The sequence below is a fragment of the Bacillus cereus group sp. BfR-BA-01356 genome (assembly GCF_022663635.1).
GTDB lineage: Bacteria > Bacillota > Bacilli > Bacillales > Bacillaceae_G > Bacillus_A > Bacillus_A cereus.
The window spans coordinates 1-15,499 of sequence record NZ_JAKUFX010000133.1 but is presented as its reverse complement, the minus strand read 5'-3'; the positions used below and the strand labels follow the sequence as shown (position 1 = coordinate 15,499).

Genomic DNA, 15,499 nt, shown 5'->3' with positions numbered 1-15,499 from the left:
AGCCACGTACTAAAGTATCCATCTATATAACCAGTATGGAAAGCTTGGAAAATAAATAGTCCCACCTCTTTTCATATATGGGTGGGACTGTAAAGTCATGATTGTTTATTTTTATGCAAATGAGTGAAACAGAACGATTCACCATATAAGAATATTCGACTATAATGAAACACTGTACGTCATTGTAATATTAAGATGTTTTAAGATTAAAGTGATTATTAGTCATAAAATATGAGTTTCGAGACCTCAGCAAAATATTGCAATGCTTTATATACATGAGATTGTAAAAATTATTTTATTAAAATTACTGGAGGCTGATGAAATATGATAATAGATCATATAAGCAACAATGTAGTAAAAAAATTGGAACAAACGGTGCGCTATGAAAAGAAACAGGTACAGGTATTACGTGTAAGTAAAAGTAGTTCTAATATGCACGCTTACATGATTTTCCCAGAATTTTCAGAGGTTAAAATTTCAAATACTGAACTGGATGAATATATAGAAAATCTATCAACAAGTCTGAAATATGTCATTGATCGCAAGTTAAGTCTACAAGAAATTGAAAAACAAAATCATTCTTTCATTATGACATGCGCAGTCGAGGAAGATGGTGTTATAGATGATGAAACGATTCATTTTAATACGACGTATGTTAAGCCACCTACACTTGCGAGTAAGGTATTTAAGCTAGTGTGTGGTTTAGGAAATCGTTTGAATAGCTTAAAAGAGTTACATATAACAGTATTAAATAATAATATTAATCGAATTGAAATAGAGTTTTATAATGAAAATGAAACATATGTAGCAGTAGAAAAAGAAGAAATTGCAAATGCGATTATGGGGGCATATACAAAAGCCAATATCTATTATTCCGCAGATCTCCGTTATGTTGCAGAAGGAAATGAAATCAAATTAAAGAGCATTAAGCCAAAATTAGCGGGTGATGTGTTGTGAAGCGAGAAAAAGAGATGATTGGAGTTTTATGTACATTTGTTTTTATGATCCTAGTACTCATACCTTTACATACAGCTCATGCATCTGTAAAAGTGGATTTTAATGAATTGAAAGGAAATGATGTTTCTTCATCTTTTAACGAAGGATTAAACAATCGAACAAAAACGACAGAGAAAGACGATTCATTTGGGTCATCAATTATACAAAAAGTTGAGGGTATGTATGCACCAGCTTTTAAAGTAGGGGTAAATATCTTTTCTATCTCTTTCATATTAGGTGTTATTGTCATGGTTATGGCGTTAATTACAAAGAATGGTCAATGGATGAAATGGGCAACAGGGAGTATGATTTTCTCGTTCGTTAGTATGATGGCAATGAGATTAAGTGTATATTTCTTATTTAGTTCGGATGTATTTTCGTTTATGAACATTTTTACGGATTTTTTAGACCTGTTTAAAGCAACAGCACTTATTTTTACACCCTTTATGTTAATTGCAGGAATTCGTTTACGAAGAATTCATGAGAGTACAAAACAACCTGAGTATTATCGTTGGTCTAATCGCGTTATAACGGGATCTTGTTTACTATGTATGTTAGCCGTACTGGCTCCATGGTTATTTGCGAATATGTAAAGAAATATATATAGATGCAAAAGGTACTGAATGTTCATTCAGTACCTTTTATCTACCCATCTGATTTTTCCTTTCGTATTCTGCAAATATCTCCTCTGATATAGGGGATAATTCGTTCGATTTTTAATCGTTTTTTTGTTGTAAAGGATTTCCATTTGTAGAATGAACAGAACTTGTAGTAGAGCTGGTATGCCTGCAAAACAGACGAGGAAGATAGAAACTAAAATAATATTTAAATTAGAAATTCATACCTCGTATTTAATAATAACTTAATTTATTTTGATAGGAGTGCTTGTTTTGAAAAGAAATCGAGAATATACCGCTTTACGTAATTCTATCTTGATAGGTTGGCTGCTCACAATTATTGTTATGGGATTATCTATCTATTTTTCTTCTATTGTATATTTACTAATTGGATGTTTCATTTTGTCATTGAAATATGGATTAATGGGCACTATAAAGAATGTAGAAAAGCGTTTGCCAACCTGGGCTAATTTTGGAGTGATTGAAAAACCAGTGAATCGGAGGGTGACAAGACCGTTTCAATTTCGGGGCGGACTCATTGTTTCATTAGCATTAGGATTCATAGAGATGGTGATAAAAGGTTTATGTATCTCATATTATATTTTAGGATTAGAAACCCATGTATATCGTTTAATGCGTAGAAACACAAGAATGTGAAAAGGGGACTTAAATTATGAAAGTATTAATATTCGAATTAATTCTAATTGTGCTTCTGATACCGATAAACATTATGGTAAAAAAACATGCTCCAAAATGGAAAGGAAGAGCTGGAGAAAAGATGGTAAAACGTATATTAAGAAAATTAGATCACGAAAGGTATTGGGTGTTACATGATGTGGCGGTTCATACAGAGTATGGTGATACAACTCAAATTGACCATATTGTTATTGCAGAAACAGGTATATTTGTTATAGAGACGAAGAACTACGAGGGTTGGATTTATGGAAGTGAGAAGGCAGCAAGATGGACACAAGGTATTTTTAGAAAGAAACACTCTTTTCAGAATCCATTTAGACAAAATTATAAGCACATGAAAACAATTGAATGGGTGATGGAACAACAGCTGCCGTGTATTTCTATTGCAGCGTTTCATCCAAAATGCAGCCTAAAAAGAGTAAATGTTCATTCTAAAGATAAACATGTCCTATATTATAACGATCTAAAAAAATGTATCGAATCCTATATTGATGTGAAATTAACAAAAGACGAGGTCGAGCATATTTACCAGACTATTTTGCAAGCAAATATTACTGATAAGGATACTGAAAATAAACATGTGAAGTATTTACAGAATAAGTTCGCTAAACAATAAGAAACGGAGAAAGGAACAATGTTATATATAATAGGATTTTTGGTAATCATCGTAGTAGTTATTCGTCTTAACGTGAAGTATTACCAGTTAAAAGGTAACCCAAAAGATTTTGTGATGAAAAAGAAGGATTAAGGATTTATTTTAGAAATAGAGGTAATAGAATACATATAGTATTTTAGCCATCATCAAAGGTCATAAGAACCGTTTTACGATCGATAAATACATACATTGCTATATTTTATTAATGAATTTAAGTGATAAAATAAATAAAAATAAACAGGAGGTTTAGTTGTGAAAGAAGTGTTAGATGTAGAAACGTATTTAAAGAAAATGAAGAATCAGAAAATAAATTATGATAAAGTATTAAGAAAAATGATTAATGATTGGGAAGCAAGGAACGAAAGACCAAAGGTGTTACTTCATTCATGCTGTGCTCCTTGTAGTACTGCTTCATTGGAATTTCTTGCAGAACATGCAGATATTACGATTTTTTTCTCGAATTCGAATATCCATCCGAAAAGTGAGTACATGCGACGCTCTAATGAACAAAAGATCTTTGTAGAAAAGTTCAATGATCGTACTGGGCACACAGTAGGATTTCTTGAGGATGACTACCGTTCAAATGTATTTTTTAAAATGGTAAAAGAAGAAGGTTTGGCAGAAGAGCCAGAAGGCGGGCTTCGTTGTTCAGCTTGTTTTGATATGAGATTGGATCGTTCAGCTGAGGTAGCACAAGAAAAAGGTTTTGATTACTTTGGGAGTGCCATTACTCTTTCTAAAAATAAAAATAGTCAATTAATAAATGAACTTGGAATCGGTGTGCAAAAAAATTATGATCCGCGTTATTTACCAAGTGATTTCAAAAAAAGTAATGGATATCAACGTTCAATTGAAATGTGTAATGAATATGATGTTTTCCGTCAGTGTTATTGTGGATGTTCATTTGCAGCAGAGAAACAAGGTATAGATTTAAGATCGGTGAACAAAGATGCAATACATTATCTGAAAGAAAGTAATCTTAGTTTAAAAAAATAGATTTAATGGAGAGAAATTCGATGTAAGATTAACCTATGATTTACATACGAAACGCATTATGTTTCTAAAGGAAAAACGTAAAAAGCTAAAATAGTTCGGGAATAACTCCTTACTGGTTAAAGTTCTAGAGAAGAAAAAACCAATAAGGAGTGTTTTCTTAATCTCGCATTGCCCCTGCCTTTCGGGAAGTCATTGCTCCTTGTCCTGCTCTTACATCATTTTGAATTTCTTGTTTCACTTTTTGTGCATCTGTTTCAGCAAAATCTGGTTTCATAACAGAACCAGGACTTTTTATAGCTTTTTTACGATCTTGCATACAAACCCTCCTCGATTTAACATTTAACAATCTTAGTATTTACAAAAATACACTCGGTATACTCCGAGTAGTATATTGTTTATTGAAGAAAAAATTGATTACTATAAGGTGGTAGAGGAACATAGGGAATAACAATCTTCCATTAATATCTCTCTCAAAAGTTTAGAGAAATATCTGAGGGAAAAACGCCTTTCTCTCTGTGGAAATGTAAAGGAAGAATAGTGTTTTTTAATTTTGGATACAATAGTCTAATTATGCAAATAACCACTTGTTAAGGTTATTAGTAAAAGTGAGATCCAAGAATGACTAAATAGGGAATCTAATAGATGGATATGGAAAAATTTAATTCAATATAATAAAAAACCTTTATTTAAGGCAATTAGACTTGCTTTAAATAAAGGTTCCATCAAAAAATCACTATCAATTGTTAGTTTAAAACCAAATTGAAGTGTATATATTTTATTGGGAAATCGCTTTATAGACATCAAGCAAACCATTACCAAAAAAACTTTTATTAGTAGGGGTATCATTGCTAACTCCATTTTTATAAAGATATCTCACGGCCTTATCTGGATTTTTTTTAAAATTATTTTTATCAATAATTAATGCTAAAGCACCTGACACTTTTGGAGCGGCAAGTGAAACCCCTATAGAGAGAGCATAGCCACCACCAGGGGCGGTAGTTAATATTAGTTCTTTTAACATTAACTTATTTTTTACCCACTGTTCTAAACCATATTGCTGAAATAATCTATTATCTCCTCCAGGTGCAGCAATATCTATAAAACTTTCACCATAATTTGAAAATAAGGAGAGTAATTTAGAGGGACCAACAGATGAAACTGTTACTATATTTGGCAACTCAGCAGGAACATCTAATACTTCTCCAGTAAATGTTATCCCAGTATTTTCATTTTTTTTTCTAAAAAAATCATTCATTTCCTGCTTGTTAGTAACATCAAGAGCATCATTACCAGCCGCAGCAACTATAATACTTCCCTTTGATTTAGCATATTTAATGGCTTTTCTATAAGCTTTAATTTCGGATAATTCCTCACTAGATTCACCGTCTGAAGAAGATACTATACCATTGATGAGGTATTCGCCTAAACTTAAATTGATAACATCAACATTATCTTTCGCAGCTTCAACTATGGCTTTAATAACCCAAATAGCCTCACCTGCTCCATTACCAAACACTCTATACATTTTAATTCCAATACCAGGAGCAACCCCTTTCATAAAACCATTAGCTGCAACCTGTCCAGCAGTAAAAGTTCCATGTCCTCTTAGATCTATTAGGCGATTTAATTCACCTGTTTCTTGAGATTCTTGCTCTCTAAATCCACCTTTAGGTACTAAATTTTTAGATCCAGGTGAAATGTTATCTTTTAAATCAGGATGATTTATATCAATGCCTGAATCAATGATACCAACAGTTACATTTTTAGTTCCTGAATATAGTCTATAGCTATCACCATTATGGGTTACTTGTTGCATATCCCATTGATTCTCCCATATTTCATTTAAGGGTAGGGGGGAAGAGACATTGGTTGCTACTTCTCTTGAATTAAACGATTGTAATGACTTATTATATGAATCTATATTAGGATCCGAATGAACAATATTCATTGCTTTTTCGGTAGCTTTCACTTGTATAACACCAATCTCTGGGACACTATAGACTACTTGCATATCATATTTTTGAAACTTACTAGCTAGTTTTTGGTTATTTTCATAATTCTTCAACATTATAGTATAATATTGTGATTTATTTTCAGCATGAACTGTAGTAATAGGTATGAAAGTTCCGGAAATCAAGTTAATTAACAAAAGGAATTTAATTATTTTTTTCATAAAATCACCTCTTGATATATTATGTATAATCCTTAGTTTACTAAATCGTTAATGAAAAGAGATGTTAAGGGAATTAGTGATTTGAAAAATTTATTCACTTTGATATCGATAAAATGTATTTTAGGAATAAGTTCATTAGAGAAGAGAATTAAATAAAAGGGAATGAGTAATTAAATATATAAAGTATTTAATTACTCATTCCTATGATTTCAAATTTAAATTATAAATCTTTTTTTGCATATACTTTCAGAGATATTATCATTGATATAAAACCAATAATAATTGAGATGAAACAAGGCATCCATGTTAGGACAGTTGGTGAGAATGGAAAAATACTTTTGAAATCAATATCACTTGATTGTAGTCCCCTTATAAGAGTAGGAGCAACAAAAGGTATTAAAAAAGCAGTTAAAAGTGATATGATTTTGGTTTTGTCATAACCAAATTTAAACTGAACAGGAAGTAGTACACCAAATAAAATACTTAGAGTTAAAAAAGTTATTCCAAGAGCGCTAGCGCTCAGGCTTTCTATACCCGATGGTGCGACAACTGAAATGATTATACGGATAATAGCTGCACAAATAAAAATTATAAAAAGAAAAAGGTACTTCGCTTTTACAAATGCGCTTCGTGTGTATGGGGTAGCACAAAGTAAAGCCGCTCCCTTGTACTGATCCTCAAATTTGGATACCGTTCCGAACAAAATATATTCCATCAAAATAACGGTTAAAAGAAAGCTAACAAGACCGCCATCGTTTAATTGTAATTGTGAAGAAAGATAAATAGGAGCTATAGCAGCAAAAACGAGTAAGATTAGAAAATATTTTTTGACTAACAAAAAGTCTTTCATCACTAGGTTAATTAACATGGATGTTCCCCCCAATATATGAAAGCATAATCTCCTCAATAGTTGGTCTTTCTATTAATACATCAGGCATGAGTCGACGTACATCATCTTTTTTATTAGTAATCCCTTCAAATCCATAGTGAGTTTGATGTAAATTTAAAAAAAGAGGTCTTGTTTGTTTATTAATTAAGCGGTTGTCGCCCTTTACCAATGCATGTGTATCTATTAAAACATCTTTTTCATCATTTACTAAAACTTTTCCATCATCAATTAAAATAATCATATCAGCAATTTTATCTAAATCAGATGTAATATGAGTGGAAAAAAATACGCTTTTCCCCGGCTCTTTCATGAAATCAAGGAGAATATCCATTAATTCACTCCGTACTAATGGATCCAAGCCACTTGTTGGTTCATCCATTAGTAATAGATCTGCATGATGGGATAGGGCTAATGCAACTGCAAATTTCATTCGCATTCCTTTGGATAGAGTAGAGATTTTTTGTTCTAGATTTAAGTTAAACTTTTTAATATAATTTTGGAAAACTGTTTCATCCCATTCAGTGTAGGATGGAGCAATAACATTTTTCATTTCCTTTACTGTTAATTCATCATAAAAATAGCCCTCGTCTAGCACAATACCAATTTTGTTTTTAGACTTTCTTTCATGCTTATCCATATCTTTTCCTAGAAAATTAATTTTCCCAGAATCTTTTAAAATAAGACCCAAAATCGCTTTAATTGTAGTGGTCTTTCCAGAACCATTTGTACCGATAAATCCTGTTATACAGTCTGTATTAAGTGAAAAGGTAACATCTTTTAACGAAAAATTTCCGTAAGATTTATTTAAATTATTTACTTCTAACACAACATTCATTTTTCATTCTCCTCCTCTAAAATTAAATCTAAAATTGAATGGAGATCATCTGCATGAATACCTATACTACGAGCCATTTGACAAACTTCAGTAAGTTTAACTTCTACCATCCGGCGTTTGGACTCCATTAACAACTCTAAATTTGTAGGAGCTACATAGGTCCCTTTTCCAACCTTTGTAATAATAAAGCCTTCTGTTTCTAATTCTGCATAAACTCTTTTTGTAGTAAGTACACTTACATGTAAGTCGTTAGCAAGTGAGCGGATTGATGGTAATTGTTCACCCTCTTTTAATTCATTGTTAAATATGGATTCCTTAATTTGCTCCTTTATCTGTTGATATAAAGGCAGACTTGATACATTACTTAAGACTATTTTCATTAAACAACCTCTCTATCGATGAGTGTTATGTTATGTAATGCACACCATACACACCATACACACCATACACAGTTAACATTATAAATTATAAAAAGCAGTTTAACAAGATATACTGCGATTAAATAACTTTTCATAAATAAAATTTTTAGTATCAGTTAATAAAGATATTTGTTATTTTAAATAAACCAAAAAGAAAGTTTTGTAAATATATGTCACAAAATATTAAAGAAACACACACAAAATGTTTGAAATTTTTTGATTGTTTTTAGAAAACATAGGGAGTTATACTTTAGTCGCACCACACAATACAGAAAAGGGGGTAGGTCAAATGGAAACACCAGTAGTACAACCAAGGGACTGGACTTGTTGGAGTTGTTTAGTATGTGCAGCATGTTCTGTGGAATTATTAAATTTAGTTACTGCGGCAACAGGGGCTAGTACTGCAAGCTAATATCCTTTCAGAAGTTTTTTGGTTAAAAGCACTAAGAGAATGAGCACTTTTGGTCAAATTAGACTTTCTAGGAGAAAAATAAATAATCAAAAAGGAGATGTTCTAAATGGAAACACCAGTAGTACAACCAAGGGATTGGACTTGTTGGAGTTGCTTAGTATGTGCAGCATGTTCTGTGGAATTATTAAATTTAGTTACTGCGGCAACAGGGGCTAGTACTGCAAGCTAATATCCTTTTAGAAGTTTTTTGGTTAAAGGCACTAAGAGAATGAGCACTTTTGGTCAAATGAATTTTCTAGAAGAAAAATAAATAACCAAAAAGGAGATGTTCTAAATGGAAACACCAGTAGTACAACCAAGGGATTGGACTTGTTGGAGTTGCTTAGTATGTGCAGCATGTTCTGTAGAGTTATTAAATCTAGTTACTGCGGCAACCGGAGCTAGTACTGCAAGTTAAAATTTAAAAATGTGAGAGTGTTTATGGTGAAATTAAATTAGGACTTATTCTAATGACAAACAGTTATGTTAAGAATAAGTCCTATAAATTTATCGAAAACGAGTATGGGATTTTTGTAATACATAAACTAAAAACAAATTTAAATTTTATAGGAGATGATTAAAGTGAATGGCTATTTATTTTGGAAAGAAAAGCTAGAAATAAGAAAATTCACATCAAATTATGAATCTATGTTGGTAGTTCATAAAAACCCAAACGAAAGCGCTCCCACACTCAAAAACGAAAATACATTTACGATAAATAAAACCGCCACTGAAATTATTGAGTTAATTGATGGTACTAAAACATATGGACAAGTTGTATCTTTCTTGTCTTTAAAATACAGTGAAGATCCAATAAGTATTGAAAAGAAATTAAATGCATTTTTAAATAATGTATCCAAAGTTTACAATATGAACATTGGTACGCAAGAAGAACCTATAAATGTACCAGTTAATTTAATTGAAGAACAGACTATATATCCAAAAGTGGCTTCAATTGAAATCACAAACAGATGTAATGTAAGATGTCGTCATTGCTATGGAGATTTTGGAGCAGTAAAGCCAAAAGTAATGAGCTTAGATCAAATAAAATCCTTATTAGATGACTTAAATAATATAGGAGTGAAATTAATTGAACTTACGGGCGGTGATATAACAGTACATCCAAATCTAAAAGAGATATTGTTATATGCACTTAACTTGGATTTTTCTCAAATAACACTGTTGACCAATGGTATAGCTCTTTCTGATAAAGTTATGGACATAATAATAAAAAATAAGTCGAAAACATTTGTGCAAATTGATATGCATAGCTTAGATGATAATTATTTGACTTGGTTCTTTAAAGTTCCTAATACACTTCATAAAATTAAAAATAACATAATGAAATTAGCCGAAAATGATGTTCGTTTGCGGATCGCCACAATAGTTACACATTTGAATGTGCACGAGGTAGAAGATATAGCTGAATGGGTACATAATTTAGGGATTGATAGTATTGGGGTATCTCCAGTAATACCCATGGGAAGAGCCTTAGGATGTAGTGATCTTTATTTAAATGAAGAGGATGTTAAAACATATGGTGAAGCATTGTTGAAAATAAATAAAAAATATCCTAAATTTGTTTCATTATATGAAGGTGCGCGCGCTGAGATTAGGAATTGTGGTGCAATAACATCACATATTGTGATTGCGCCTGATGGTGAAATTAAAATGTGTACTATGCATAGTTTAGATGATTTGAAAAACAGTATAGGTAATGTTTTTGAACAGAATATTAAAGATATTTATGATGAAAAATTCAAATACATTAATGCATTTTTTAACTTACAAGCACCTCAAATGGACTCTGAGGAATGTAAAGAGTGTGAAAATAAACGTTTTTGTAGTACATGCTTCTTAAGAAGCTTTATAAAAGCACAAGAAATTGGCGATAAATGTAAATGGTTTAAAAATCATGTCCCTGAAATAATTAAGGAGCCATTAATGGTAGGGCAAAATTAGTATGATTGGATGAGATGAATATTGTTAAGTTTCTGAGGATAAACCAATATAATTCCATAGATAATGCGTCGGGATAAGGTCTCAAGATATCTATGGAATTATATAAACCTCATTATATTGATTCGTAAATTAATATAATAAATAGACAAAGGAGGAGAAAGAGGGTGAATAAGAAGATAAATAAACAAGATGAAATTCAAATTTCTTATAAAGAGTTATTATTTTTATATCCGTATTTGAAAAATACAAAAACTTTGTTAGCTTTTGGTTTAATTGGGATGGTTATAGCTTCTTTGATTATCGCACCGATACCATATATTATTGGCTACATTATTGATAAAGTTATACTATTAAACAAAAGCTACGATCAATTATTAAAAACAACTCTTATACTCTTATTAATTTATTGTATTAACTATTTAATATCGATAGGTTACGAGTATTTATTTACTCGTGTACAACAAAATGTAGTTAATGAAATTCGATTATCTATGATAAGTAATATTATAGATGCGCCTCTTTCTTATATTAATCAGAAGGAGAAAGGTTACATTCTTAGCAGAATTGCTGAATCTGGTAATGTAAGTGCATTATTTTCTCCAAATTTATTAAGGGTTTTTTCAGGTATATTCGATTTTTTCTTTGCTTTATTTATAATGTTTAATTTAAGTGTTAAACTTACAGGTATCATAGTAATTATTATCCCAATATATTTTATAATATCCAAACATTCTTCTAAAATGATATCAAAAAGTACCACAAACGTATACGAGTCATCGGCAGTATTAAACGCAGAAATGTATGAAACCTTAAATGGAATAGAGGATATAAAATTATTAAACGGTAAAAATATACAAACCAATAAGATTAAGAGTAAATTAAATAATGTAATTAAAAGTGCGCTAAAACAAAGTTTACATTTTATTTTCTTTATGCAAAATTTAATAGTAACAAATAACTTTGTTACAGTAATAGTATTACTGGTATCAGGTATTTTAATTTTACAAAACCAGCTTACTATAGGGGTGTATACTTCATTTTCAATTTATATGGCTAAACTCCTTGCGACTACCCAAGCTTTAGGCAGCTTAGATATAACTCTAAAACCCGTGTGTATTAGTATTAAGAGAATTAAGGAGTTCTTCAATTTAGATGTTGAAAATACACTAGGTACAAATATAATGAAAGAACCAATTAATTCAATAGAATTTAAAGATGTTTGTTTTAAATATAATGGAAATAGTGATTTGATATTTGATCATTTAAACGTGCAAATTGAAAAGGGTGACAAGTTATTAATTGATGGTATAAATGGATCAGGAAAATCTACCTTTATAAAATTATTAACAGGTTTATATCAACCTGAAAGTGGAAAGATATTGATAAATAATATTGACTATAACTTAATACATAAAGAAAGTGTTAGAGATAGAATAGGTATAGTTTCACAAAATATATTTTTGTTTAAAGGAACTATATTAGATAATATATTATATGGACAAACAAATAAAACAAAAGAAGATGTAGTTAAGTTAATGAAAAGGTATCATTTAACATCACATCTCAACAGATTTGAGAATGGATTAGATACTATAATTGTACAAGATGGTTCCAGTGTTTCAGGAGGTCAAGCACAATTCATAGCCTTTTTAAGGGCTATCCTCACAAAAAGGGATATAATAATATTAGATGAAGCAGCATCTAATTTACATATTGATACAAGAAATCTTATGTATGAGATACTTCAAAATTACAATCTTTGTAATATATTAATTATGATTTCACATCAGCAAGATGGCTTGTATTTTCTCAATAAAACATTAGAACTTACACATGGTAATAAAAGAATTGCTTTAAATGGTAGTATGCTTTAATCATCATGCTTTCATAGAAGGGAGCATCCTAATTATGTCAAAAATGAAACTTATTAATTTTGATACATATAGAAATTCAATAATTTTATTTGAGAACACTGGCGAGATTATATCAGTGTCAGCTCATTTTCAATTTTTTGAAGGAAGTGAAAGCTATATTCAAGGTTTTATTGATAATGAAGAAGTTATTCACTTTAAATCTAATAATCCTGGTCCAACTATTTCTATATATCGATTTACGCCTAAGAATATTACCAAATTAATTATATCAAGTGAAAATAGAACACATGGAATGGTCACATTGTATACTTCAGAAATATAGCTAACATCTAAATTTTTTAATAGTTAATACGATGAAGTCTTGGATTAAGATCGCTTGTATAACATTATTTGTTTTTAAATAGCAGCTATATAATCAAAAAAAAGGAATCCTTTATTATAAGGTATTCCTTTTTTTTGATTATAATATTAAATTTATTATAGGGCTTCTTTACCCATCGGCATTTAACTAAAGCGAAATTGTAAACCTAAAATAAAATAACTTTATCCTTTCCTATAATTCTACAGAAAGAAAAGTGTATTTTTTACAAAATGTATGTGATGTCACGAATAATTAAAAAGTTATTCAATAAAAAAGCTAACTGCCGCATTTAAACATATTGAAAGTAACTAATTTAGTTATATATCAATCAACCACGTCCAGCTTGGAAAGATGGATATAGCGACATACCACCATCAGCAAACAGTGTAATACCTGTTACATAGCTCGCTTGTGAAGAAGCAAGCCATGCTGCTACCGCTGCAATTTCTTTCGGTTCTCCGATATATCCCATAGGAACCATACTTTCAACATCGGCACGTTTTTCTGGATCCGCAAATTTTTCAGCATTAATCGGCGTATTCATAGCACCAGGCCCAATATTATTTACACGGATTCCTTTTGGTGCATATTCTAGTGCTAATGTTTCTGTCATTAGCTTAACGCCACCTTTACTTGCTGCATAGTGTACAAATAATGGCCATGGAATTTGCTCGTGAACGCTTGACATATTAATAACACTACCTTTAATATCATGCTCAACAAAATATTTAATTGCTTCCCGGCTCCCTAAGAAAGCCCCTGTTAAATTCGTAGCAATTACCTTATTCCAATCACTTAATGGCATTTCATATGAAGGTACTGAATTTTCAATACCCGCATTATTAATCATGACATCCAGTGTACCAAATTCTTTTACAGCAGATTTAACGAGATTGATAACATCTGATTCAACTGTTACATCTCCTTTTACCGCAATCGCTTCTCCACCTGCTTGTTTAACTACTTGTACTACCTCATTTGCTTCTGATTCGTTTGAATAATAATTAATTACAACTTTGGCTTGTTCTTCTCCAAAACGAATTGCCATCGCTCTTCCTAATCCTGTGGATGCACCCGTAATAACAACAACTTTCCCTTTTAAATCTGTATACATAATTTTTTCCTCCTTTTTATCCTTTAGCAATTCCTAACATAATGCCAGCTGCAATAATGAAGATAATTCCAATGACAATCGCAATAAATTGTCGTTTTGTTTTCTTTTCACCTAATATAAAAATTCCACCTAAAGTTGAGATCACGATCCCCATTTGGGAAAGGGAAAAGCTTGTTGCCACCCCTACACGCGGCTGGGAAATAAATAAAAACATATTTCCTGCTGCCCAAATTAAACCAGGAATAATATTGCGAATCGCATATTTATTAAATGGTTGATGCTTAAAGGTTAGTAGAATTCCACCTAACACCATACCAATGGCTTGTGGTAATAACGCTGACCATCCGTCTATACTGAATAGGCGGATAATTACCACATATACTAAGTAACCAAGAGTTGAAATTAATAACATCACAATCCCTTTTTTGAAATTTCCTTTTTGTTCATCGTTTTTCTCCTCTTTGCTTTGGAGAGATGTGAGAACGATTCCGATTATGATACAAAGAAGTGCCAGAACACCTAATACAACAGATGTTGTTGTTGACCATTCATGAAATACAATGACCCCAAATAAAGTAGTCGAAACTAATTGCATCCCTGTTGAAATAGGCATTGTTTTAGAAACCCCAATTAAATCAATACTTTTCAATTGATTGGCTTGTCCTAATGCCCAAAATAGGCCAGATATAATCCCGACAATTATCATCACGGGCGTCAAAACGGGTTTTATAAAAATATAAACACCGATAGAAAAAACTAGAGCGCCAAGGGTAGTTCCAAGTATTTGACTGTAAGGACCGCCTCCTAGTTTAACGTTGAAGAGTACAATACTTCCCCAAAATAATGCTGGTAAAATCGCTAATAAAATATCCATTTTTTCTAACCTTCCTAAAACATATTTATTAAGTTGAATGTTTGTACGAGATAGTATCTTTGTGTCGAGGGAATTATTTTAGAATAAGAGAAATTTTTCGTTTTTCTACCCGTAATATTTGTTTACCCAAAATAAAAGAAAAATAACATCATGTTGAAAAAGAAAATAACTAGCACGAAATAAAAAAAGTTATTAGAAAGAATATGACCAATACAATTTCAAGTTTTGAAAATAGGAATAATGGAGAAAAACTTGATGCAAAATTAAGCTATGTTATACAAAAACAACGCATTATGTTTATACATGAGAAAAAGAAATAATATCGTAAAATCTTTAATTTCGTATATAAAATTAATAAGAAGTATGATATGATGAAAGTAACAAAATACTTCTAAAACTATCTTGCAAAAGGACACACCTACGCATACATATGCGATAGGTGTGTCCTTTTTTATTTGTTTTTAAGATTTCAAGACTGAAAAGACCTGCGGTAGTATGTCAACTGAAAAATAATATCTTTTGAAGTTATCAAAGGACAAATTGCTTAAAAAAGACATCACGAAACTAGACCAGTATTTTATGTAAAA

General features: G+C 31.0%; 18 protein-coding genes. 11 read left to right on the top strand and 7 right to left on the bottom strand.

Features of this window, described 5'->3' with window-relative positions:
• The first annotated feature begins 324 nt into the window (after positions 1-324).
• The 5 genes from MR168_RS27675 (at position 325) to MR168_RS27655 (ending at position 3,960) form a co-directional block, all read left to right on the top strand.
• Positions 325-957, top strand: coding sequence for a hypothetical protein (locus MR168_RS27675; RefSeq protein WP_000582601.1), 633 nt, complete (start codon positions 325-327; stop codon positions 955-957).
• Positions 954-1,589, top strand: coding sequence for a hypothetical protein (locus MR168_RS27670; RefSeq protein ID WP_140159373.1), 636 nt, complete (start codon positions 954-956; stop codon positions 1,587-1,589). Before MR168_RS27675 ends, MR168_RS27670 begins: the two co-directional genes overlap by 4 nt.
• Positions 1,590-1,886: 297 nt before the next feature.
• Positions 1,887-2,270, top strand: coding sequence for a hypothetical protein (locus MR168_RS27665; protein WP_000828169.1), 384 nt, complete (start codon positions 1,887-1,889; stop codon positions 2,268-2,270).
• 16 nt (positions 2,271-2,286) lie between these two features.
• Entirely contained in the window at positions 2,287-2,925 is a 639-nt protein-coding gene (locus tag MR168_RS27660) for a nuclease-related domain-containing protein (RefSeq protein ID WP_000866027.1), read from the top strand.
• A 300-nt stretch (positions 2,926-3,225) separates the two neighbouring features.
• Entirely contained in the window at positions 3,226-3,960 is a 735-nt protein-coding gene (locus MR168_RS27655) for an epoxyqueuosine reductase QueH (protein WP_373366289.1), read from the top strand.
• A 157-nt stretch (positions 3,961-4,117) separates the two neighbouring features.
• Here the strand turns inward: MR168_RS27655 and MR168_RS27650 are convergent, their stop codons facing one another.
• The 5 genes from MR168_RS27650 to MR168_RS27630 all read right to left on the bottom strand — a co-directional run bounded on the left by MR168_RS27650 (position 4,118) and on the right by MR168_RS27630 (position 8,237).
• Positions 4,118-4,276, bottom strand: coding sequence for a hypothetical protein (locus MR168_RS27650; RefSeq protein ID WP_174402581.1), 159 nt, complete (start codon positions 4,274-4,276; stop codon positions 4,118-4,120).
• A gap of 459 nt (positions 4,277-4,735) precedes the next feature.
• A complete protein-coding gene (locus MR168_RS27645; RefSeq protein WP_086412021.1) occupies positions 4,736-6,133 on the bottom strand; it encodes a S8 family peptidase in 1,398 nt (465 codons plus the stop codon).
• Between the two features lie 220 nt (positions 6,134-6,353).
• A complete protein-coding gene (locus MR168_RS27640; RefSeq protein WP_086412020.1) occupies positions 6,354-7,001 on the bottom strand; it encodes an ABC-2 transporter permease in 648 nt (215 codons plus the stop codon).
• Positions 6,991-7,857 carry an ABC transporter ATP-binding protein gene (locus MR168_RS27635; protein WP_086412019.1) on the bottom strand — a complete coding sequence of 289 codons (867 nt, stop codon included), beginning with the start codon at positions 7,855-7,857 and terminating at the stop codon, positions 6,991-6,993. The genes MR168_RS27640 and MR168_RS27635 overlap by 11 nt, the downstream gene beginning before the upstream one ends.
• Positions 7,854-8,237, bottom strand: a complete 384-nt coding sequence (locus MR168_RS27630) for a GntR family transcriptional regulator (protein ID WP_000706800.1) — start codon at positions 8,235-8,237, stop codon at positions 7,854-7,856. The genes MR168_RS27635 and MR168_RS27630 overlap by 4 nt, the downstream gene beginning before the upstream one ends.
• A 328-nt stretch (positions 8,238-8,565) precedes the next feature.
• Here MR168_RS27630 and tucA (MR168_RS33490) point away from each other — a divergent pair, with 328 nt between their 5' ends.
• The 6 genes from tucA (MR168_RS33490) (at position 8,566) to MR168_RS27615 (ending at position 12,885) form a co-directional block, all read left to right on the top strand.
• Positions 8,566-8,688: a subclass IId bacteriocin thuricin17 gene (gene tucA, locus MR168_RS33490; protein ID WP_000449799.1), complete on the top strand. Its 123-nt coding sequence runs from the start codon at positions 8,566-8,568 to the stop codon at positions 8,686-8,688.
• Positions 8,689-8,794: 106 nt separating this feature from the next.
• Positions 8,795-8,917, top strand: coding sequence for a subclass IId bacteriocin thuricin17 (tucA, locus tag MR168_RS33485; protein ID WP_000449799.1), 123 nt, complete (start codon positions 8,795-8,797; stop codon positions 8,915-8,917).
• A gap of 105 nt (positions 8,918-9,022) precedes the next feature.
• On the top strand, positions 9,023-9,145 hold the full coding sequence (gene tucA, locus MR168_RS33480; RefSeq protein WP_000449799.1) for a subclass IId bacteriocin thuricin17: 123 nt from the start codon (positions 9,023-9,025) through the stop codon (positions 9,143-9,145).
• Positions 9,146-9,300: 155 nt separating this feature from the next.
• Positions 9,301-10,689, top strand: a complete 1,389-nt coding sequence (locus MR168_RS27625) for a radical SAM/SPASM domain-containing protein (RefSeq protein ID WP_002197114.1) — start codon at positions 9,301-9,303, stop codon at positions 10,687-10,689.
• 164 nt (positions 10,690-10,853) lie between these two features.
• Entirely contained in the window at positions 10,854-12,563 is a 1,710-nt protein-coding gene (locus MR168_RS27620) for an ABC transporter ATP-binding protein (RefSeq protein ID WP_086412018.1), read from the top strand.
• 34 nt (positions 12,564-12,597) lie between these two features.
• Complete coding sequence (locus MR168_RS27615) at positions 12,598-12,885, top strand: hypothetical protein (RefSeq protein WP_086412017.1); 288 nt, start codon at positions 12,598-12,600, stop codon at positions 12,883-12,885.
• Positions 12,886-13,252: 367 nt separating this feature from the next.
• Here MR168_RS27615 and gdh read toward each other — a convergent pair whose 3' ends face one another.
• A complete protein-coding gene (gene gdh / locus MR168_RS27610) occupies positions 13,253-14,038 on the bottom strand; it encodes a glucose 1-dehydrogenase (protein WP_000287799.1) in 786 nt (261 codons plus the stop codon).
• A gap of 16 nt (positions 14,039-14,054) precedes the next feature.
• Positions 14,055-14,912, bottom strand: a complete 858-nt coding sequence (locus MR168_RS27605) for a RhaT/GlcU family sugar-proton symporter (protein ID WP_086412016.1) — start codon at positions 14,910-14,912, stop codon at positions 14,055-14,057.
• Between the last annotated feature and the right edge of the window lie 587 nt (positions 14,913-15,499).

Bases quoted from the DNA above. Each gene is read 5' to 3' on its own strand.
- MR168_RS27675 (WP_000582601.1), top strand. From the start codon at position 325: ATGATAATAGATCATATAAGCAACAATGTAGTAAAAAAATTGGAACAA.
- MR168_RS27660 (WP_000866027.1), top strand. From the start codon at position 2,287: ATGAAAGTATTAATATTCGAATTAATTCTAATTGTGCTTCTGATACCG.
- MR168_RS27650 (WP_174402581.1), bottom strand. From the start codon at position 4,276: ATGCAAGATCGTAAAAAAGCTATAAAAAGTCCTGGTTCTGTTATGAAA.
- MR168_RS27645 (WP_086412021.1), bottom strand. From the start codon at position 6,133: ATGAAAAAAATAATTAAATTCCTTTTGTTAATTAACTTGATTTCCGGA.
- MR168_RS27640 (WP_086412020.1), bottom strand. From the start codon at position 7,001: ATGTTAATTAACCTAGTGATGAAAGACTTTTTGTTAGTCAAAAAATAT.
- MR168_RS27635 (WP_086412019.1), bottom strand. From the start codon at position 7,857: ATGAATGTTGTGTTAGAAGTAAATAATTTAAATAAATCTTACGGAAAT.
- MR168_RS27630 (WP_000706800.1), bottom strand. From the start codon at position 8,237: ATGAAAATAGTCTTAAGTAATGTATCAAGTCTGCCTTTATATCAACAG.
- tucA (WP_000449799.1), top strand. From the start codon at position 8,566: ATGGAAACACCAGTAGTACAACCAAGGGACTGGACTTGTTGGAGTTGT.
- tucA (WP_000449799.1), top strand. From the start codon at position 8,795: ATGGAAACACCAGTAGTACAACCAAGGGATTGGACTTGTTGGAGTTGC.
- tucA (WP_000449799.1), top strand. From the start codon at position 9,023: ATGGAAACACCAGTAGTACAACCAAGGGATTGGACTTGTTGGAGTTGC.
- MR168_RS27625 (WP_002197114.1), top strand. From the start codon at position 9,301: ATGATTAAAGTGAATGGCTATTTATTTTGGAAAGAAAAGCTAGAAATA.
- MR168_RS27615 (WP_086412017.1), top strand. From the start codon at position 12,598: ATGTCAAAAATGAAACTTATTAATTTTGATACATATAGAAATTCAATA.
- gdh (WP_000287799.1), bottom strand. From the start codon at position 14,038: ATGTATACAGATTTAAAAGGGAAAGTTGTTGTTATTACGGGTGCATCC.
- MR168_RS27605 (WP_086412016.1), bottom strand. From the start codon at position 14,912: ATGGATATTTTATTAGCGATTTTACCAGCATTATTTTGGGGAAGTATT.